Raw genomic sequence first — 18,471 nt, forward strand, 5'->3', positions numbered from 1 at the left:
TCCAGATCCATACCTGCCCCGGCCTGTCTCCTTACGCCTACGGCTTCAGGAGACAGGCCGGGCCTTCAACAGGGGGTTAATATTGCATGCCGATCAGGGGTTATTTTTGAGTGCCGATTGACATCCTCCGCTCCATAGTCCACATCCAGCATGGCCAGCGCGTGCGGCACGGGGTGGGGAGAGAGCACGAGCCCCACGCCAAACGTGCCCCGCGTGGCCCGTTTCTGGCCCAGCGGCATTGGCATGGCCATGTCATAGACACACAGGAGCACGGTCTTTCCTTCCACGACCGCCTCGGCCGCGGCCTGCAGCAGGGAAAAGCCCCAGCTCCAGTCATACCCGCCAAGACAGGCCACGGGCTGGTGGGACTGGCTGCCGATGGTCCAGTACCCCGCCGCCGCGTTATGCACGCAGTTGTGGAACTGCGTGGGCGATATGCCTGCTGCCGGGTCGGCGAGTGCCTGCAGGATGGCATTGACCACCCTGCCATCACCATTGGAGCTGCCAAACACGTTATGCACCGCGGCCGGGTCGCAGCCTGCCGCGGCACAGGCTTCGGCCGCCACGGCCATGGCAAGGCGCACGATGGGGCTGGTGCGCCGCCGTTCGTTGGGGGCGAGGGTGGCAGGCGGCGGCAGGGCGCAGGGCGTGGGCTGCCATGTGTCTTCCCCCCGCAGGATGGCGCGGGCGGGCTCCCATCCCGCCATGCCATCGGCCTGCACGGCCAGGCCCGGAATCCAGACGCGCATCAGGCGGCCTTTCCAAAAATCAGGCTGCAGTTCGCCCCGCCAAAGCCAAAGGCGTTGCTCATGACATGGCGCACGGGCCGGGCCATGTTGGTGGTCAGGACATTGGCCCTGAAGGTGGGGTCGACTTCATCCACGCCAAGGCAGCCGGGCATGAACCCGTGCTCGATGGCCAGGGCGCAGATTATGGCCTCTAGCACGCCGCACGCGCCCAGCGTATGTCCCGTCCAGCCCTTGGTGGAGGAGCAGGGCACATGCGCGCCAAACCGGGTGCTGACCGCCCTGTCCTCCATCGCGTCATTGGCGCGGGTGCCGGTGCCGTGCAGGTTGATGTAATCAATGGCGTCCACCGGCAGGCGCGCACTGTCCAGCGCGCGCTGCATGGCCAGGGCCGCGCCCGCGCCCTGCGGGTGCGGGGTGGACATGTGGTGCCCGTCGCTGCTGGCGCCATAGCCGAGCAGGGTGGCGCGAAACCCGGCGGGGGGGCCGCTGATGGCGCGGCCATCAGGGCGCTCGAGCAGCACGATGCCCGCCGCCTCCCCGATCGAGATGCCATCGCGCAGCGCATCGCACGGGCGGCAGCGCCGGGCCGAGACCAGTTCAAGGGCGGCAAAGCCGCGCAGCGTCATGCGGCACAGGCTGTCCGCCCCGCCCACCACCACCGCATCGCAGATACCCGCGCGGATCAGGTAGGCCGCATCCATGAACGCGCGCGAGGAGGATGCGCACGCCATCGACACGCACAGCGCGGGGCCGCCCAGCTCCAGTGCCGCGCGCACGTACCGCGCGAGCGAGAACAGGTCCTGCGTGTGTTCATAATCAAAGTTCGCGGGCAGCCTGCCCTGCGCATCCATGGCGCAGAAGGCGTCCTCGCTGGCCAGCACGCCCGATGTGCTGGTGCCCATGACCACGCCAATGCGCCCCGCGCCATAATGCGCGCGGGCCGCCATGATGGCCTCGGCCACGCCATCGGTGCGCAGGGCCATGTCGATCAGGCGGTTGTTGCGGCACTCATAGGCAGCCAGCGCCGGGGGCAGGGCGTGGGCCTCCACGCCTGCAACAGGCCCTGCATAGCCATGGGTGATGCCGGCAAAATCGCACGGCTCCAGCCCGGTGCGCCGGTTGCGCAGGGCGGCCAGCGTCTGGCCCACGCCACGGCCAATGGCGCTGATGCCGGTGCCCGCGGTCATGCGCAGGGCGGTCATGGTAGCACTCATGAACGGGCCTGCCGCGTGGTATCGGCCAGGGGTGCCGCCATCATGAAACTGAACAGCATGGCCAGGAACGCTCCTATCGCGACGGTTGAGCCGATATCACGCAAAAGCGGGGTGCGGCAGCATGCCAGGATGCCAAAGGTGAGGAGGGTCATTGTATTGCAGGTAAGCAGGGTGCGTAAGGTGCGGGCGCGTTCGGCCCGGTCGATCTGGGGGCGGGCGAAGAACAGGGCGTAATCCAGCCCCACTCCCATCACGAACTGCAGCGCAATGACATGGATGAGCGACAGCCTGACCCCCAGCACGCCCATCGCGGCCAGGATGATTATGCCAGCGCTCCCCACCGCCACGCACACGCGCGCCAGCCGCCCGCCGCTGCGCAGGCCGAGTGCCAGCAGGGCTATTGCCATGAGGGTGCCAGCCGCCGTCCACCACAGGGCCTGATGCATGTGGTCGGCCACGATGGCGTTTGTTTCGTTGCGCATGTTCAGCACCATGATGCCGGGCTGCGTTGCGAAGGCTGTGGCAAGGGCTGCCGTATCGCGCACGGTTTCGGGCAGGATGATGCCAAACCACTGGCCCTGGCGGGCGAATAGAAGCGGGGCCAGCCGGGTGGCAACGAGCGGGGATGTCATGTCGCCCGGCTGTAACGGCGCCATGGCGCGTGCTGCTGCGACATCATGCACGAAGGGCGCAAAGGCATCGGGCTGGAAGGGCAGGTCGGCACGGGCTTCATCAAGGTTGCGGGTCAGCGTTGGCGTGTCGGGCAGGCCCGTGATCCGGGCGCGCTGGAGGGCCATGCTGGGCAGGAAGCGGGCGGCGTATTCCGCATCGCCCATCACCCCGCGCGCCTGAAGGGCGTCGAGCACGGGCATGAGCTGTTCCTCGCGTTCGAGCACGCCCTGCACGGTGGGGGCCTGCACGATAATGGCCTGGCCTGCATCGGGGGCGCCAATTTCGTGGCGCAATTCCGCATCGAGCGCACGCAGCGCGGGCGGCACGGGGCTGAGGGAGGCGATATCGGTCTCGCGCTGGGGGGGATGGGCCACGAGCACGCCTGCGCCAAGAACCGGCAGGATCAGGAACCACAGGCGGTAACGCCGCCAGGATTCAATGCGCAGGATGCCGTCGGCATGGGTGGCGACACCGGGGGAAAGGTCGGCCTTCTGGATCAGGCGTGGCAGGAGCCATAATGTCGTGGCTGCGGCGCTTACAAGCCCCGCAACCGAAAACACGCCAAGCTGCGCCAGCCCCGGCAGCCCGCAGAACACCATGCCCGTCAGGCCGAGGCACGCGCTGGCCACCGCAAGCCGCAGGCTGGTCCCGATCCGGCGCAGGGGGGCATCTGCCGCCTCGCCCTGGTCGCGGTGGCCGATCAGCAGCACGGGATAGTCGAGCGAGACGCCAAGCATGGCCATGCCAAAACCGAACGAGATGCCATGCACGTAGCCAAACAGCACCCGCACCACGATCATCGCCATGCTGAGCGATAGCGCGAACGGAATGCCCAGCGCCGCCAGCACCCATGGCGAGCGGAAACGCCAGATCAGCACCGCCGTGACCAGAATCATCGAGGCGGTTGACAGGAACTCCACATCCGCCTGCATGGCGTGCGAGGCTTTCAGCGCAAACACCGCAGGCCCGGACATGAGCAGGCGCATGCCGGGCCGTGCCGCCGCCGTATAGGCGGCATTGATCGCCGCCTGCACCTGCTTTTGCGCATACAGGTCCATGCCGTTGGCGCGGGTGCGCAGCAAAAGCAGCGCGCGGTCGCGCTCGGGGGCGAACCAGACGCCATCAATGCTACGCCCGTGGCTGTGCGGCGCCCAGGCCCGCAGCAGCGCCATGAAGGCCCCGGTCGGGTCGGCCAGGCCATAATGCTGGGCCAGTGGCTCGGCGGAGGATTCCATCATGTCCAGCACGGCCTGCATGTCATCATGCAGCGCATTGACCGAAAAATCGCGCGCCGGATCCTGTGGGGCGAGCAGGTAGCGGTGGCTGAACAGAAAGGCCTCGTCCGCGCCATCGGGCGGCCGGCTGCCATTGGTCACGGTCACGAACAGCCCGCTGCGGGCGAGGCTGTCCGCCATGGCCTGGCTGGCATGGGCCAGCACATCGGGCGCAGCCCCCTCCACCCCGGCCAGGATGACCGTGGCGGCACTGCCGGACTGGATCTCGCGCATGATGAAGCGCGTATTGTCCGTGCGGCCCGCGGGCAGGAAGCCCGCCATGTCCGTGCGCAGCGGTATGAGCGCAAACACGCACGCCGCCACCACCAGCGAGACCAGCAGGCCGATGGCCAGCGGCTTTATGGAGCGCGGGCGTGCCGTCATGCGGGCGGGTCGATGCGCATGACCTGCGTATCTCCATTGGCCTGCACCACGCGGATCACGGTCATGGCGTTGTTCTGGCCATCGATCGTGATCGTGCGCACGTAGCGCGCCATGGCAGGCTGGGGGGTGAGCTGCAGCGTCCAGTGCGCAACATCGCCCTGTGCCGCCAGCGTATAGTCATGGCGCAGGGCGGTGATGTCGCCATCAAGCGGTGCGCGGATGGCCTCGACAAGGGCGGCAAGCTGCGCATGGTGCGACAGGTCCACCACGCGGGCCGGTCCCTGCCCGCGGGCCAGGCTCAGCGTCGTGCCCTGCACGATCAGGGTTTCGGGCCTCGGTTCGCGCGTGATCTTCTGCACATGGCCCGGGCGGGCATAGATCAGCTCCCCCGATGAGTCGAGGTCATGCGTGAGCGCCGCGATATGCTTGCTTTCATGAAAGGCATTGTGCCGTGCGGGCACCATGCCGATGCGGGCGATGATGGCCGCCGCCAGGTCGGGCGGCGGCTGCACGTCCTGCGCATGCGCGCTGCCCGCCCCCCGGAGCAGGGCCAGTGCCATCAAGGCGGGCGCAAGGGCGCGTTTATGGTTTTTCATGGTTCCCCCCGTGTTTTCCCACCTGCGGGGCAACCCATACATCGTGGAAATTGAACCAGTTATAGGGATGGGCGTGGCACAGCCGTTCCATCCAGCGGGCGTACTGCCCCATCCACGTGGCCAGCCCCTCGGCCCGCTGCCTGCGCGGGATGGTGATCTGTTCCGCCAGCAGCTCGAAGTGCACCCTATACCGCCTGTAGCCCGTGCGCACCCCGCTGAACAGGATGACCGGCACCCCCAGCATGCTGGCCACGAGCAGCGGCCCGGCGGGAAAGGCCGCCATGCCGCCAAGGAACGGGGTCAGCACGGATTTTTCATGCCCCGGCGCCCTGTCGCCCAGCATGCCCACCAGTTCATTGCGCGCCAGGCTTTCATGCACGCGGATCATGGCGTCAGGCTCGCCGATATCAATGATATCATGGGTGAATTCGGGGGCAAGCTGCTCCAGCAGGCGGGTGGGCGCGCCTGCGTTGCGGCGGAACATGAGCACCTTGACGGGAAAGGGCGACATGCGGCCCACGCTGCGCAATGCCTCGAACGAGCCGATATGCGCGCCCAGCAGGATGCATCCGCGCCCGCCCGCCATGGCCGCATGCACGCAGTCCAGCCCGCTGGTGTCGATTTTGTAGCCCCTGTAACGCCCTGCCAGGAAAAAGACCCGGTCCAGTATGGCCGCGGCGAAGGTATGGAAATGCCGCGCCACATCCACCATGCGCACGGGCCGGTCGAGCACGCGGGCCAGGTACTGGCGCGAGGCCCGGCGCGCCTGCCGGGCCGTGAGCAGGAAATACAGCGTGATGAATGGCAGGATGGCCTCGCCAAACGGGCGTCCCACCCGCAGCGTCAGCCAGATCATGAAGCGCGAGAGCGCGGCTGTGCCACGCTCGGGCCTGACCCAGCCGGGTCCGGGTTCACGCATGGGCGCCATTGCGCAGGCGCCCTTTCGCCACGACCTGCGTGCCCACCGTGCAGGTAAACGCCAGCGGCTGCGTCGTGTGCGTAACCCGCACGGTATCGCCCGGCCGCACGGGGTGGAGGAACTTGATCTGTTCAAGCCGGGCGGGTTCGACCCCCATGAGGCCAAAGGTCTCGCTCAGTACCACCGCGCCGGGCACGATGGGGCAGCCGGGAAAATGCCCGGCAAGGGCAGGGTGGTCTGCTGCTATGCTGAAGCAGCCAGCATCCTGCACCGCCGTGGCCGTGGCCGTGGCGGGGGTGGCCGGGCGTGGTTCATGCACAAGGGCGAGCAGGGCGGTACGGGTCAGCTTGCCCATTTCGTTGCGGGGCAGGGAATCCACGCGCATGACCCGGCGCGGCAGGAAGGCAGGCGGCACGCGTGCGCGCAGCGCGGCCAGGATGTCGGGTGCCGCGCGGGTGGGCGCCACCACCACGACCTCCATACGCCCCACGGGCTGGCCGGGCACGGCATCGGGTTCGGGGGCAATGAAGGTGCCATCCTCAACGCCCTGTATGCCCAGCAGGATGGCGTTCAGCCCGGCAAGGGACGTGCGCTGCCCCGCGATCTTGATGATGTCGGTCATGCGGCCTTCCAGCCTGAAGGTATCGGGCGTGAGGGGCGTGAGGGCATCGGCCACGACATGGGGCGTGGCATCGGGTGCCTCGATGCGGGCGGTGCCATCGGGGCGGGGGTGTAGGCTGATGCCGGGGTGCAGGTGCCATGCCTGCGTTGCAGTGGTGCGGCGCGTGGCGATGGAGCCGGTTTCGGTGCTGCCATAAATTTCGAAAACGGGGGCGTGCCAGCAGCGTTCCGCCATCTCGGCGGTGGCGGTATCGAGTGGCGCCGTAGCGGATATGACCCGCGCAATGGGCGGCAGGGGCGTGGGGTCGGCCAGGAACGTACGGATGTGCAGCGGCGTGGTGAGCAGGATGCACGGCTGCGGCCCCTGCCCGAGGCGGGCGCGGATATCGGCGGGGAACAGGGCAGGCCCCGTGGTGCTGGGGCAGCCCGTGACGAGGGGCTGGATGACCGTCGTCTCGAAACCGTACATGTGGTAGGGCGGCACCGTGCCCACGATGGTGGCAACCTTGCCCGGTACGGGCGTGAACAGCGTTATGCTCGCCTGCGCCCGGCGGCTCAGCGCGCCCCATGTCTTGGCATGGGCGACCGGCGTGCCGGTGCTGCCCGATGTCAGGATATGCGCCACGACCTGTGTTGCGGCAATGTCCGGGTTGGCGGGCGTGCCCGCTCCATCGGCTGCCAGGGTGGAGAGGCGGATGACAGGCGTTGCGACCGGGAGCGGGCAGGGCGGCAGGTCGGCATCGGTCACGATGGCCGCATCGGGGTAGCGGGCCAGCAGGTGCGCGAGCGGCCCGGCAGCCCTGCTGCCCGGCAGCACGCTGTACTGCCCGCGCAGCACGGCGGCGCAGAAGGCGGCGGTAAAGTACAGCCTGTCGCGGCACAGGTTGATGATGGGCCGCGGCGGCAGTGTCGCGGCAAGGGCGTGGGCTGCATGGAGCACGCCATTGCCGGTTATGAGGCGTTCCGGTGTTCTGAACAGGGGGGCTGCCGGGTGGCCGAGCAGGGGAAACGCATGCATGCTGATGGCTTAGGACGGGGAATGCGCTGCTATGTAATGGGTCAGGCTGCGCACGGAGCGGAAGATATCCACTTTATCGGCAGTGTCCGAACGGAGTTCCACGCCGTACTGCCGCTTGATGGCCAGCGAGAGTTCCAGCGCATCAATGGAGTCCAGGCCAAGGCCATCGCCAAACAGGGGGGCGTCCATATCGATTGTGGAGACGGGCATGTCCAGTTGCAGGGTCTCTACAATAAGGGCCGCTACTTCGGTTTCTGATGGAGATGGAGGGTTTTCCGCCACTAATTTATGCCTATTTATTTACATTAATATCAGAAGGTTTGTGGTCCGGAGCATACCCTGCCCCATGGCCTGTAACAATACTGAATCATTCTGTAACAGAAGCCGGGTTTTGTGCATCGTTCTTCAGTGTGATGCCGGTATGGTGGGTTCTTACGGTCAGGCGGTTCTATGCGTTTAACTGGCATTATCATGCTGTTTGTGGCGAGTGTAGGGGCGCATGTGCTCTCGGGCATGGGGTTTGTGGCCCCTGCCGCGCGCTGGCTGGTAACGGGGCAGGCCATGGCGGGCTGCATGCTGCTGGCGGCATCCGTCATGCGCTGGCGCGTGGCATGGGGGGCGGGCCTTGCAGTCCTTGCGGCGCTTGGATACGCGCTGCCCCCCGGTTTTGTGCTGCTGGCGGATTCCGTGGTGCTGTACACCGTGCTTCAGGGCGCGTTGCTTTTGCTGTTCGCGCGCACCCTGCGGCCCGGCCGTGAGCCGCTTGTCACCATGCTGGCCCGACAGGTGCACGGCACGCTGCGGCCCGATGTGCGGCTTTATACCCGCCAGCTGACATGGGCATGGAGTCTTTTCTTTGCGGTGCAGCTCCTGCTGCCCGCGCTCCTTGCGCTGGCGGGGCCCGCGGGATGGTGGCGCGCGGTGCTGCATGGGGCGAGCCTGCCGCTGGTGCTGGTCATGTTCGGGGTTGAAGCGGGCGTGCGGCGCTGGCGCATCCGCAATTTCGAGCATGCCTCGATCATGGAGTCCGTCAGGGCCTTCAACAACCGCGCGCGGGGGTGAGGGGCCGCCCTTTCACGCCCGTGCGGCGCGCCTGCGCAGGGGCCGCAGCAGGCGGCCCAGAAAAATGATCATGAGTCGCACATGCATGCGGATCAGCAGCAGGTTGTCGCGCAGGTAATGGAAGTGGGAGATGCCCCCTTCATCGCGGCTGAGATAGCGCACGGGTGAATCAAGATTGACACAGTCCAGCCCGCGCCAGCACAGGCGCACGGCGGCCTCGGGGTCGAAATCATAGCGGCGCATGCCCGATACCGTGTCCATGACCGCCAGCAGGTCGGCCGCCGGATAGACCCGGAAGCCGAACAGCGAATCCCCGATGTCACTGCCCGGGGTTTCCAGCCGTGCCCACCAGTTGGAAACCCGGCGCCCCTGCACCCGCAGCGCGGGCGCGTCATCGGCAAAGACCGGCCGCCCCAGGATCATGGCCGCCGGCGCGCTGCGTGAAGTCTTGATGAACCGGCCAATCTGTTCGGCAGGGTGCTGCCCGTCGGCATCCATGGTCAGGATATGGGTATAACCATGCGTGCGCGCCCAGCGCAGCCCATGATGGATGGCCGCCCCCTTGCCCCGGTTGCGCGGCAGGTGCGTGACCGACAGGCCCCGGTGGGTGGCGGCAAGGGCGGGCAGGGTGTCGGCGCTGCCATCGGTGCTGCCATCGACCACCACCAGCACATCGGGCCAGGAGGCCAGGGCCTCGGCCACCGTGCGCGCCAGCACCGGGCCGGTATTGTAGGAGGGGATCACGACAAGATGCCGTGGGGCGGGCGGGTTCATGCCATGCCTCCATGGGGTGCCTGCCGGGCAAGGGCCTCGGTCAGCCAGGCCTGCACCTGGCCTGCCAGTTCGCGTGATGTCATGGCGTGGGTGGCCTGCGGGGGCAGGGTCGCGCCGCGCGTGACGGTATAGGTAATGGGCAGCGCTGGCCTGCGCAGCAGGGAGGCGCCCTTGCGCAGGTAGGGCGAAGTGCTGGTGATGACCATGATCTGCACCGTGCAGCCCGCCTGCATGGCAATGGCGGCGAAGGCGGGGTGAAAGGCGTCATTGACCTGTGCCCGGCCCGAGCGCGTGCCTTCGGGGAACAGCAGGATGGGCTGGCCCGCGCGCGCATGTGCAACCGTGCTGCGGATCAGGCGCAGCGGCGTGTCGTTGCCGGGATACTGCGCAAGCCGCAGCGCCGCGCCACAGAACGGGTGATCGAGCAGGGACTGCTTGGTCACGCACACAAGGTCGGGCAGGTAGGCGGTGAACAGCATGGCATCCATCAGCGATGGATGGTTGGCCACCACCACGGTGTTGCGGATATGGGCCAGTGCCCTGAGGTCGCGCGCGTCGCACCGGATTCCGCCCAGCCCGCGCAGCACGTTGAGCGAAAGCCGCGACATGACCCACACCCACCGCCGCCCGACCGTGCCCCGCCACCTGCGCGGCACGACAGGGGCCAGCAGCAGCGCAACAGCATTGAATACCGCAAAGGCCCAGACAGCATAGACAAGGCCGATGCAGAAAATAATTCTATGCCAGCCTCTCCGCGCCATCTTGCCTATCATATCCATAAAACCGAACCGGGTTGCCACGACAGGGCAGGCACCTGATAGCCCATTATGGCGGAAGGGGGTGTAACTTCCTAATAGGCCCTGCATCGCTTCGGGTCATGGCCGATACACAAACGAATTCGCACGGCGGGAAAACACAAAAAGCGCCGGCGCGCCAGCGTTGTGATGCAGATTGCAGTCATTTTGAAAAAAGGAGAATGGTGGAGGGAGTTGGATTCGAACCAACGTAGGCGTACACCAGCGGATTTACAGTCCGCCCCCTTTAGCCACTCGGGCATCCCTCCAGGTTGGGCGGGTAAATACGGGGTATGCGGGGGGTAAGTCAAGGGCATGGGTGAAAAATTTGCGACAATTTTCGTTTGGGGGAATGACGCCGGTGCCCGTTGGGCTTAAAGAGCGATCATGAACATGCGCACATCCCGCCGCCGTGGCGCCTCGTCCGGGGCTCATTCCGCTTCTTCCGCCCGCGCCACACCTGAAAGGGGCGGCAGGCGGGGTGGTCGTGGGGCCGCATCGGCTCCGCACGGCACATGCTGGCTGTATGGCCTGCATGCGGTTCAGGCCGCGCTTGAAAACCCGGCCCGCAAGCTGCGCCAGCTCCTGGTCACGGCGGAAGCGCAGGAAACCCTGGCGGCAAGGCTTGAAGGCGGCTTTCCCATCCAGGCCGTCCGTGCCGAGCGTGCCCAGCTTGATGCGCTGTGCGGCCCTGACGCCGTGCATCAGGGCATGGCCCTGCTGGCCGATATGCTGACCCCGCCCGACCTTGATACGGTGCTCGAGCAGCCCGGCCCGGTGCTGGTGCTCGATCAGGTGACCGACCCGCGCAACGTGGGCGCCATCCTGCGCTCGGCGGTGGCCTTTGGCGCGGTGGCGGTGGTGATGCAGGACCGCAACGCCCCTGACGAGACCGGCACGCTCGCACGCGCGGCCTCGGGCGCGCTCGAGATCGTGCCGCTGATCCGCGTGGTCAACCTCTCGCGCGTGCTTGATGCGCTCAAGGCGCGTGGCCTGTGGGTGGTGGGGCTTGATGCGGGCGGCGGCATTCTGGATGGCGCGGCCTTCCACCAGCGCCGGGTTGCCCTTGTGCTCGGCGCGGAGGGCGCGGGCCTGCGGCGGCTGACGCGTGAGCATTGTGATGAAATCGCGGGTCTGGCCATGAGCAGCGACATGGAAAGCCTCAACGTATCCAACGCTGCCGCCGTGGCGCTGTACGAGATGTTCCGCCACCGCTAAAACCACAGGGAAAATGCAGCCTTTTTTAAAAAAGGCTGCACATGGAAACCTGTATCCTTGCAGCCCCCTGCGCACGCAGCGCCATCGCCCGTAACGCCCGGCGAAAAGGCTGGGAAACATGAAAAACTATTTACGTTATAACATGTAGATTTGTGCCCCCGTTATTGCCATTGGGAGGGGCATGACACGATTACGTGAGAGGGGCATTGCGCCAGCCCGCAGCAGGTGGGGCAGGGAGCTGCGGCGCCAGGCATGACGGATGGCTTGCTGCGGCGGTTCCGCTGGCTTTACGCCCCGCGCCTTGCGGATTTCGGCTTTGCGCTGCGCACGACCATCGCCGCCCTGCTGGCCCTCGTGCTGGCGCTGTGGATGGAGATGGATGACCCGCAATGGGCCCCCATGACCACATGGATCGTGGCTCAGAATTCACGCGGGCAGAGCATGTCCAAGGCGCGGTGGCGGCTTTTGGGCACCTGCCTTGGCGCGGTGGCGGGCGTTGCGCTGATTGCCGCCATGCCGCAATCGGCGTGGCTGCTGTTTCCCGTGCTGGCCTTGTGGGTGGGGGTGTGCTGCGGGCTGGCGACCTTCCTGCGCAATTTTCATTCCTATGCGCTGGTGCTCATGGCCTTTACCAGCGGGCTGATTGCGCTGAACGCCGCCAATGCGCCGCATCAGGTGTTTGACATCGCGCTGTCGCGCTCGACCTACATCTTTGTGGGCATATTGTGCGAGAGCGCGCTGGCCGCCGTGTTCGCCCCCAGCCTGATTGACGTGGCCCGGCGCGAGATCGGCCAGAAGGTGGGCGCTGCCATAGGCCAGGCAGTACAGGCGCTCGGCAGCATGATGCAGGGGCACGAGGGGGCGTTCCTCAAGTCACGCACATTGCTGGGCTCGGTCTTTTCCGTATCGGACCAGATCGAGTTCAGCGAGGTGGAGATGCAGCACCGCACCCGCGCGGGCGACCATGCGCGCGCAGCACTTGCCTCGATTGCGGTGGTGATGTCGCGCGGGCTGGGGCTGAGTGTGCGCATGCATGCCACGGGCGACCTGCCGCCTGCCTTCGTCACCCCGCTTGCACGCGCGCAGGCGCTGTTCGGCAACATTCAGGCGGCACTGGCGGGGCCGGATCCGCTGGCCGCCATTCCCGCCCTGCGCGCGCAGTTGCGCGACCTTGGGGCGGAATGCCGCCAGCAGCTCGTCAATGACATCATTGCCGTATCCGGCCCCACCCCGCCGGGCCGGGCGGCGGGGCAGCAGCATCTTGATGGCTACATCCTCAATGCCTCGCTTGGCGTGCTGCTGGTGCGGCTTGATGCGGCGCTGGCGCATCTGGCGGCAACACAGGTTGCGCCGGCGCATGACCACTTTCACTTCTCCATTCCCCCATGGCGCGACCGCACGGCGGCGTGGCATAACGGCATCCGTTCGGCGGTTGCGGTGCTGATGGGCGGGCTGGTGTGGGAGTGCACCGGCTGGCCCGATGGCGCGACCTTCGCCATGTTCGTGGTGGTGACCTGCAGCCGCTTTGCCGCCAATGAAAACCCGGTGCGCGACAGCATCGGCTTCCTGCGCGGGGCAGTATGGGCGGTGCTGGTCGCGGCCATCATCACCTTCCTGGTGCTGCCCGACCAGGCGGTGTGGGAGACGCTGGTGCTCTCGCTGTTCGTGCCCATGATGGTGGGTGGTCTTGCGCTGCGCGATGCGCGCACGGCGGGTACGGCAGCGCCCTATAACAACTTCCTGCCGTTCATGGTCTATCCGGGTAACCAGTCGCGGCTGGATGAACTGACCTTTTTCAACACCAACAGCGCGGTGGTGCTGGGCATCGGGTGCAGCGTGCTGGTGTTTCGCCTCGTGCTGCCCTTTGACCCCGATGCCGAGCGGTGGCGCATGCGCCGCCAGATCGTGCGCGACCTGCGCCGCATTGCCCTCGCTCCCGCCATACCTGACCCCGGCGCGTGGGTGAACCGGCTCACGACCGGCTTTGCCCGGCTGGTAAGGCACGCGACCACCATGTCCGATGCGCAGACCAATGCGTATCTGGATGGCGTGCTGTCGGCCATGACGGTGGGGCTGAACCTGATCCGCCTGCGCGGCCTGCTGGCCCGCGGCAGCCTGCCGCCCGCCGTGGTGGCTACGGTCGAGCGCACGCTTGCGGCCTTTGGCGCATGGAAGGGCGGCCCGCCGGTGGAGCTGGCCCGCATCGTGGCCGCGGCCCTTGCGCAGATGCGGGCTGCGGTGGATGGCGAGGTCAACCTGTCGCGCCGCCTCGATCTGGGGTGGAGCGTGGCCTATCTGGAAATACTGGTGCGTGAACTGCACATGAATGCCCGGTTTTTCGATGTGACGCGCCGCTTTCACCTGCCGCCTGATGGGGCGGGCAAGGGGGGCGCATAGACCAGGACAAAAGCTTCGGAAGACCGTCGCCTTTTTGGAAAAAGGCGACATTCGAAAACTTTTATTATTTTGATAAGGTGTTATTTCTGGAAACTTGCAATAATAAGGAATTCGTTTCATGACCATCAAACGCCTGCAACCTGAAGAACGCCTCGCCGGGGCTGTCGTGCATGGTGGGCTTGTCTATCTTGCCGGGCAGGTTGCCGATGATGCCGACCTCGATGCCGAGGGCCAGACCGCCGACATCCTGCGCCAGATTGACGCCATCCTGGCCGAGGCCGGCACCAGCAAGGCAAACCTGATTTCGGTGCAGATCTTCCTGAGCGACATGAATGACATGGCCGCCATGAACCGTGCATGGGATGCCTGGCTCGACCCCGCCAGCAAGCCCGCCCGCGCCACGGTGGAGGCCCGCCTGGCCAACCCGAAATGGAAGGTCGAGATCACCGGCATCGCCGCCCTGGCCTGAAAAGGATAAAAGTTTTTGGGTGCCGCCTTTTTCAAAAAGGCGGCATCTTTCCATGTGCAACATATTGACCCGATAGGATTTCCACGAAGTCCTTTTGGCACCGGACGGTCACAAAACCCGCCCGGCATGCAACCGCGCGGCAGGCGCACTGTTTGATCTGTAGCCCCGGGGCCACAAGCGCCCCTGTTACAGATACGGAGCCTGCCCCATGCCAGATGACAGCCATATCGCCTCCTCCCGCCGCACCGTGCTGGCAGCAGCGGCGGGGCTTGTAACGGCAGCGGCGGCCTCAAGCCGGGCGCAGGCAGCCGAAATGGCCGCGCCCCGCCCGCCACTGGTCGACCCGGAAAATGCCTATCCCCGCCCGCCCTTTCCCGAGCAGTCACAGCCCTGGCCCGGCCTTGCGGGCAAGATGAACCCCCGCCCTGACCATGGCGAGACGAGCTACCGTGGCGCGGGCCGGCTGGCCGGGCGCAAGGCGCTGATCACCGGCGGTGATTCCGGCCTTGGGCGCGCCGCCGCGATTGCCTATGCCCGCGAGGGCGCGGACGTGGCCATAGCCTACCTGCCGCAGGAGGAACCCGATGCGCGCGAGGTCGTGGCCCTCATCCGCGAGGCCGGGCGCAAGGCGGTGGCCCTCCCCGGTGACCTGCGTGACAGCAGATACTGCGCCCAGCTTGTCCAGCGCGCGCATGATGAACTGGGCGGCCTGGACATACTGGTCAGCAACGCGGGCCGCCAGCGCCATCAGGCCAGCATTCTTGATATTACCGACGAACAGTTCGACGAGACCTTCCGCACCAATATCTATGCGCTGTTCCACCTGAGCAAGGCTGCCATTCCGCTCATGCCGCGCGGAGCCGCGATCATTGCTACGGCCTCGGTCAATGCGTTCAGCCCGTCCGAGATCCTGCTGGACTATTCCGCGACCAAGGGGGCCATTGTCGCCTTCGTCAAGTCGCTGGCCAAGCAGATGGTGCACAAGGGCATCCGCGTCAACGCTGTCGCCCCCGGCCCGTTCTGGACCGCGCTGCAGGTCAGTGGCGGGCAGACGGAGGAGAACATCCACAATTTCGGTGGCGAGACCCCGATGGGCCGGGCCGGGCAACCGGCGGAAATCGCACCGATCTACGTGCTCCTGGCCTCATCTGAGGCCAGCTACATCACCGGGCAGGTCTATGCGGCCTCGGGCGGCACGGGGGTTGGCTGAACCCTTGCGCTGTGCTGCGCGCGGTGGCACAGCACAGGCATGCGCATGATCATTCCTGCCCTGCTGATGCTGCTTGGTGTCGCGGCGTGTTACTTCGCCATTGGCATGATTACCGATGCCGGGCGGTTCATATCGGATTCCCATCCGTGGTGACACGCCCCTTCATGAAAGGGTATTTTAAAACAACGCCTTGATAAAAGTTTTGGTGAAGCTTTTTTCCAAAAAGCTTCGAAGAACGCCGCCTTTTTGAAAAAAGGCGGCACCCAAAAACTTTCATCATTTCAAGGCATGATCGGGTCTGCCTTTTCAGGCAATCTCCTGATGGTAAAAGAGGGATGACAGGATGACTGATCACGATGTCACCACGCCGGGCCTTAAGGGGCTGTTATGGCCCCGCCGCAGCCTGTGCTACCGCCGCCTTGCCGGATGGCTCATCCCCGACATGCGCTGGATGGAGCGGCCCCGCCCGCTGGATATCTGAAAAAAAAGCGCCATCAGGATTAAGTATCTGGCAACATCATGGCCCTACAGGGATTTGTGTTGCGCTGCCCGGGGGTTCATGCATGTGATACGCATTCACGTTACGCATATCCCATAAAAACCGGAACAAGGCATGCGGGCCACACCCCGCACTGGAGTCAGAGAGATGATCCGTTTTTCCGCCCTGCCGGCCCTCGTCGTGGCCAGTGTTGCCTTCGCCTCGCCCGCGCTGGCGTCGGTCGTGCGTCTTGAAGGGCATTTTGCAGGCGAACATGGTACGACATCCCACCCCGAGGGCAAGGTCGAGGCCGCGCTGAACACGCGCACCAACCTCGTGAAGTATGTCATTACATGGAGCGGCCTGAGCGGCCCGGTCACGGCGGCGCATTTCCATGGCCCCGCCCCGGCAGGCGAGGAAGCGGGCGTGCTCGTGCCCATTCCCGGCCCCTATAAGCCAGGCCAGCACGGTTCGGTGCTGCTCTCGGCCGAGCAGGCGCAGGCGCTGCAGAACGGGCAGGTTTACGTCAACCTGCACACCGCTGCCCTGCCCAATGGCGAGGCCCGCGCCCAGATCGAGCGCCTGACCCCGCCTGCCAGGCCGTAAAGCCGGGCCGCCTGGCATAAAGTCCATGATAGGGTTTGCATGGCTGCTATTTGTGCGGCACTGTTGGCGTTACGGCATGGAAGCCATGCCAATCCTTCATGGAGCCGGGCGACACATATCGCCAGAAGTCAGGGAGTTTGCTTTTGCGCCTAGCATATGTGGCCGCTACCGCGGCTGTTATATCCCTGTCCGGTTTTGGTCCGCTGTGCGCCCATGCCCGCGCGGCGGATGCGCTTGGTGACCATACGGGAACGATCACCTTTGCCATTTCGGCGGCGGATGTCGGGGCGGGTGTATCATGGGGCAAGGGCGTGCTGACCTTCGAGGGGCATGACTATCCCTTCCGCATCCGGGGTGGCTCGGGGGCTGCCATTGGTTTTTCGCGCACCAGGGCGGTGGGCACCGTCTATAACCTGTATCGCGTGTCCGATATCGAGGGCACGTACTGGTCCGTGCAGGGCGAGGCCACGATGGGGGCGGGCAAGGGCGGTGCCGTCATGGAAAACAATAACGGCATCTATATCAAGTTCACCTCAACCAGCAGCGGCGCGCGGCTTGCCTTCTCGGTCGAGCGCCTGACGATTCGGCTCAACCCCGGCACCACGCCGCCCGCGCAGCAGCCTGCCGCAGCACCCGCTCCGGCCACCAGCCCTGCATCACGCCAATAGGCAGGCGGCACCCTGATCGTGCATGGTAGCTTCATCATGAAACCTGATGGAGCCGCCAGCATGACCGAGAATACCCATAGTTTTGGCGATGGCCGCCTTGCTGCCAGCGTGCACGCCAAGGGGGCCGAACTGTGCGCCCTGCGCGCGGGCGGGCGCGACCTGCTGTGGGGCGGCGGCGCGCCGTGGCAGCGGCAGTCGCCGGTGCTGTTCCCCATCGTGGGGCGGCTGGTCGAGGATACCGCCTGGGTAGAGGGCAGGCCCTACCGCATGACCCAGCATGGCTTTGCGCGCGACTGCACCTTCCGCTGGCTCGCGCGTGACGAGACCGGCTGCCGCCTCGAACTCGTCGATACGGACGAGACGCGCAAAATGTTCCCCTTCGCCTTCAGCCTCGTCATCGAATACCGGATCGAGCACGGCACCCTGTCGGTGCGCTACTGCGTGACCAACCCCGATGGCGCGCGCGTGCTGCCCGCCTCGCTTGGCGCGCACCCCGCCTTCATCTGGCCGCTCGCCCCCGATGTGCCCAAGAACCGGCATGTCATTACCTTTGATGCGCCCGAGCCTGCCCCCATCCGCCGCCTGCAAGGCGGCCTGCTGCTGCCCGAAGCCCTGCCAACCCCGATCAGGGGCCGCACGCTGGCGCTTGACGAGGCCCTGTTTGCGCCGGACGCGCTGATTCTCGACCAGCTGGCCAGCCATGGCCTGACCTACCACATCCCCGATGGGCCGGGCCTGCGGCTGACATGGGAGGGCTTTCCCTATCTGGGCCTGTGGATGAAGCCGGGCGGTGATTTCCTGTGCATCGAGCCCTGGCATGGCATTGCAAGCCCGGTGGGTTTCAGTGGTGAATTTTCCACCCGCCCGGGTGTGTTCCACCTTCAGCCGGGGCAGGAATGGCGGGCTGGCTGGCAGGTTGGCTGCATCTGAGCGCGGCGGGTTCCGGCGGGTGTATTTTCCGCGCAACACCCGCCGGAATAAGCCTTGCGAAAACAGCATGGATCGGCCCGTAAATCTGCGAAAATATCGGATGTGCAAGGCGTTGGTTGCGGCGTAGTAGAGCAACAGGAGCAGCATGCGGCAGTATCGCCCGCTAGGCTCACGGGAAACGCCTTGATGCGTAGTTTTTCTCCTGTCCCCGCCGTGGGATTTTCCCCGTCTTCCCCCTCCCTCCCGATCCGTTCCTTCCGCCAGCGCGTGAGTGCGTGGGTGGGTGCGGCCTATCGCAAGCAGGGGATGATGCTGCTCGCCACGCTGCCCAGCGTGGCCGTGCCCTCGGGCTGCCATTGCGGCATGGAAGGTAGCCCCTCGCTGCTCGCGCTGCGCGGGTGGGACCGGGCCTGAAACT

Annotated in this window: 19 protein-coding genes and 1 tRNA gene; 10 read left to right on the top strand and 10 right to left on the bottom strand. The window is 66.0% G+C overall.

Annotated features, from left to right (window positions below):
- Positions 1-65: 65 nt before the first annotated feature.
- From OQZ28_RS14295 to OQZ28_RS14325, 7 genes are read right to left on the bottom strand one after another with little or no spacing between them, the layout of a single operon-like run.
- On the bottom strand, positions 66-749 hold the full coding sequence (locus OQZ28_RS14295) for a beta-ketoacyl synthase chain length factor (protein ID WP_458136486.1): 684 nt from the start codon (positions 747-749) through the stop codon (positions 66-68).
- Positions 749-1,963, bottom strand: a complete 1,215-nt coding sequence (locus OQZ28_RS14300; protein ID WP_458136487.1) for a beta-ketoacyl-[acyl-carrier-protein] synthase family protein — start codon at positions 1,961-1,963, stop codon at positions 749-751. The genes OQZ28_RS14295 and OQZ28_RS14300 overlap by 1 nt, the downstream gene beginning before the upstream one ends.
- On the bottom strand, positions 1,960-4,293 hold the full coding sequence (locus OQZ28_RS14305) for an MMPL family transporter (RefSeq protein WP_458136488.1): 2,334 nt from the start codon (positions 4,291-4,293) through the stop codon (positions 1,960-1,962). The genes OQZ28_RS14300 and OQZ28_RS14305 overlap by 4 nt, the downstream gene beginning before the upstream one ends.
- Positions 4,290-4,889: a LolA-related protein gene (locus OQZ28_RS14310; protein WP_458136489.1), complete on the bottom strand. Its 600-nt coding sequence runs from the start codon at positions 4,887-4,889 to the stop codon at positions 4,290-4,292. Before OQZ28_RS14310 ends, OQZ28_RS14305 begins: the two co-directional genes overlap by 4 nt.
- Positions 4,876-5,808: an LpxL/LpxP family acyltransferase gene (locus OQZ28_RS14315; protein WP_458136490.1), complete on the bottom strand. Its 933-nt coding sequence runs from the start codon at positions 5,806-5,808 to the stop codon at positions 4,876-4,878. Before OQZ28_RS14315 ends, OQZ28_RS14310 begins: the two co-directional genes overlap by 14 nt.
- Complete coding sequence (locus OQZ28_RS14320; protein ID WP_458136491.1) at positions 5,801-7,447, bottom strand: AMP-binding protein; 1,647 nt, start codon at positions 7,445-7,447, stop codon at positions 5,801-5,803. Before OQZ28_RS14320 ends, OQZ28_RS14315 begins: the two co-directional genes overlap by 8 nt.
- Positions 7,448-7,456: 9 nt before the next feature.
- Positions 7,457-7,729 (bottom strand): phosphopantetheine-binding protein, encoded by a 273-nt coding sequence (locus OQZ28_RS14325; protein WP_458136492.1) that lies wholly within the window; start codon positions 7,727-7,729, stop codon positions 7,457-7,459.
- A gap of 189 nt (positions 7,730-7,918) precedes the next feature.
- Between OQZ28_RS14325 and OQZ28_RS14330 the strand changes: the two genes are divergently transcribed.
- Positions 7,919-8,509, top strand: coding sequence for a hypothetical protein (locus OQZ28_RS14330; protein WP_458136493.1), 591 nt, complete (start codon positions 7,919-7,921; stop codon positions 8,507-8,509).
- Positions 8,510-8,521: 12 nt separating this feature from the next.
- On the opposite strand, the gene OQZ28_RS14335 is transcribed toward OQZ28_RS14330, so the two are convergent.
- The 3 genes from OQZ28_RS14335 to OQZ28_RS14345 all read right to left on the bottom strand — a co-directional run bounded on the left by OQZ28_RS14335 (position 8,522) and on the right by OQZ28_RS14345 (position 10,346).
- Complete coding sequence (locus OQZ28_RS14335) at positions 8,522-9,283, bottom strand: glycosyltransferase family 2 protein (protein WP_458136494.1); 762 nt, start codon at positions 9,281-9,283, stop codon at positions 8,522-8,524.
- Positions 9,280-10,044 (bottom strand): lysophospholipid acyltransferase family protein, encoded by a 765-nt coding sequence (locus OQZ28_RS14340; RefSeq protein WP_165399137.1) that lies wholly within the window; start codon positions 10,042-10,044, stop codon positions 9,280-9,282. The genes OQZ28_RS14335 and OQZ28_RS14340 overlap by 4 nt, the downstream gene beginning before the upstream one ends.
- A 216-nt stretch (positions 10,045-10,260) precedes the next feature.
- Positions 10,261-10,346, bottom strand: a tRNA-Tyr gene (locus tag OQZ28_RS14345).
- Between the two features lie 118 nt (positions 10,347-10,464).
- On the opposite strand from OQZ28_RS14345, the gene rlmB reads away from it, so the two are divergent.
- The 9 genes from rlmB to OQZ28_RS14390 all read left to right on the top strand — a co-directional run bounded on the left by rlmB (position 10,465) and on the right by OQZ28_RS14390 (position 18,467).
- Positions 10,465-11,295: a 23S rRNA (guanosine(2251)-2'-O)-methyltransferase RlmB gene (gene rlmB / locus OQZ28_RS14350; protein ID WP_458136495.1), complete on the top strand. Its 831-nt coding sequence runs from the start codon at positions 10,465-10,467 to the stop codon at positions 11,293-11,295.
- Between the two features lie 252 nt (positions 11,296-11,547).
- Positions 11,548-13,692 carry an FUSC family protein gene (locus OQZ28_RS14355; RefSeq protein WP_458136496.1) on the top strand — a complete coding sequence of 715 codons (2,145 nt, stop codon included), beginning with the start codon at positions 11,548-11,550 and terminating at the stop codon, positions 13,690-13,692.
- A gap of 118 nt (positions 13,693-13,810) precedes the next feature.
- The gene (locus tag OQZ28_RS14360) at positions 13,811-14,161 is read left to right on the top strand and encodes a RidA family protein (RefSeq protein WP_130731179.1); all 351 of its coding nucleotides are present in this window, start codon (positions 13,811-13,813) and stop codon (positions 14,159-14,161) included.
- 208 nt (positions 14,162-14,369) lie between these two features.
- Complete coding sequence (locus tag OQZ28_RS14365) at positions 14,370-15,371, top strand: SDR family oxidoreductase (RefSeq protein ID WP_275100981.1); 1,002 nt, start codon at positions 14,370-14,372, stop codon at positions 15,369-15,371.
- A 343-nt stretch (positions 15,372-15,714) separates the two neighbouring features.
- Positions 15,715-15,852, top strand: a complete 138-nt coding sequence (locus OQZ28_RS14370; protein ID WP_165399136.1) for a hypothetical protein — start codon at positions 15,715-15,717, stop codon at positions 15,850-15,852.
- A gap of 165 nt (positions 15,853-16,017) precedes the next feature.
- Positions 16,018-16,455: a CHRD domain-containing protein gene (locus OQZ28_RS14375; RefSeq protein WP_458136497.1), complete on the top strand. Its 438-nt coding sequence runs from the start codon at positions 16,018-16,020 to the stop codon at positions 16,453-16,455.
- A 143-nt stretch (positions 16,456-16,598) separates the two neighbouring features.
- A complete protein-coding gene (locus tag OQZ28_RS14380; RefSeq protein WP_408884453.1) occupies positions 16,599-17,123 on the top strand; it encodes a hypothetical protein in 525 nt (174 codons plus the stop codon).
- 60 nt (positions 17,124-17,183) lie between these two features.
- A complete protein-coding gene (locus OQZ28_RS14385) occupies positions 17,184-18,053 on the top strand; it encodes an aldose 1-epimerase family protein (protein WP_458136531.1) in 870 nt (289 codons plus the stop codon).
- Between the two features lie 186 nt (positions 18,054-18,239).
- A complete protein-coding gene (locus OQZ28_RS14390) occupies positions 18,240-18,467 on the top strand; it encodes a hypothetical protein (protein ID WP_207303441.1) in 228 nt (75 codons plus the stop codon).
- The last annotated feature ends 4 nt before the right edge of the window (positions 18,468-18,471 follow it).

This window comes from Komagataeibacter sp. NFXK3 (assembly GCF_054182245.1).

Excerpts from the sequence above, each read along its gene's own strand:
- OQZ28_RS14295 (WP_458136486.1), bottom strand. The coding sequence starts at position 749 with ATGCGCGTCTGGATTCCGGGCCTGGCCGTGCAGGCCGATGGCATGGCG.
- OQZ28_RS14300 (WP_458136487.1), bottom strand. The coding sequence starts at position 1,963 with ATGAGTGCTACCATGACCGCCCTGCGCATGACCGCGGGCACCGGCATC.
- OQZ28_RS14305 (WP_458136488.1), bottom strand. The coding sequence starts at position 4,293 with ATGACGGCACGCCCGCGCTCCATAAAGCCGCTGGCCATCGGCCTGCTG.
- OQZ28_RS14310 (WP_458136489.1), bottom strand. The coding sequence starts at position 4,889 with ATGAAAAACCATAAACGCGCCCTTGCGCCCGCCTTGATGGCACTGGCC.
- OQZ28_RS14315 (WP_458136490.1), bottom strand. The coding sequence starts at position 5,808 with ATGCGTGAACCCGGACCCGGCTGGGTCAGGCCCGAGCGTGGCACAGCC.
- OQZ28_RS14320 (WP_458136491.1), bottom strand. The coding sequence starts at position 7,447 with ATGCATGCGTTTCCCCTGCTCGGCCACCCGGCAGCCCCCCTGTTCAGA.
- OQZ28_RS14330 (WP_458136493.1), top strand. The coding sequence starts at position 7,919 with ATGCTGTTTGTGGCGAGTGTAGGGGCGCATGTGCTCTCGGGCATGGGG.
- OQZ28_RS14335 (WP_458136494.1), bottom strand. The coding sequence starts at position 9,283 with ATGAACCCGCCCGCCCCACGGCATCTTGTCGTGATCCCCTCCTACAAT.
- OQZ28_RS14340 (WP_165399137.1), bottom strand. The coding sequence starts at position 10,044 with ATGGCGCGGAGAGGCTGGCATAGAATTATTTTCTGCATCGGCCTTGTC.
- rlmB (WP_458136495.1), top strand. The coding sequence starts at position 10,465 with ATGAACATGCGCACATCCCGCCGCCGTGGCGCCTCGTCCGGGGCTCAT.
- OQZ28_RS14355 (WP_458136496.1), top strand. The coding sequence starts at position 11,548 with ATGACGGATGGCTTGCTGCGGCGGTTCCGCTGGCTTTACGCCCCGCGC.
- OQZ28_RS14360 (WP_130731179.1), top strand. The coding sequence starts at position 13,811 with ATGACCATCAAACGCCTGCAACCTGAAGAACGCCTCGCCGGGGCTGTC.
- OQZ28_RS14365 (WP_275100981.1), top strand. The coding sequence starts at position 14,370 with ATGCCAGATGACAGCCATATCGCCTCCTCCCGCCGCACCGTGCTGGCA.
- OQZ28_RS14370 (WP_165399136.1), top strand. The coding sequence starts at position 15,715 with ATGACTGATCACGATGTCACCACGCCGGGCCTTAAGGGGCTGTTATGG.
- OQZ28_RS14375 (WP_458136497.1), top strand. The coding sequence starts at position 16,018 with ATGATCCGTTTTTCCGCCCTGCCGGCCCTCGTCGTGGCCAGTGTTGCC.
- OQZ28_RS14385 (WP_458136531.1), top strand. The coding sequence starts at position 17,184 with ATGACCGAGAATACCCATAGTTTTGGCGATGGCCGCCTTGCTGCCAGC.
- OQZ28_RS14390 (WP_207303441.1), top strand. The coding sequence starts at position 18,240 with ATGCGTAGTTTTTCTCCTGTCCCCGCCGTGGGATTTTCCCCGTCTTCC.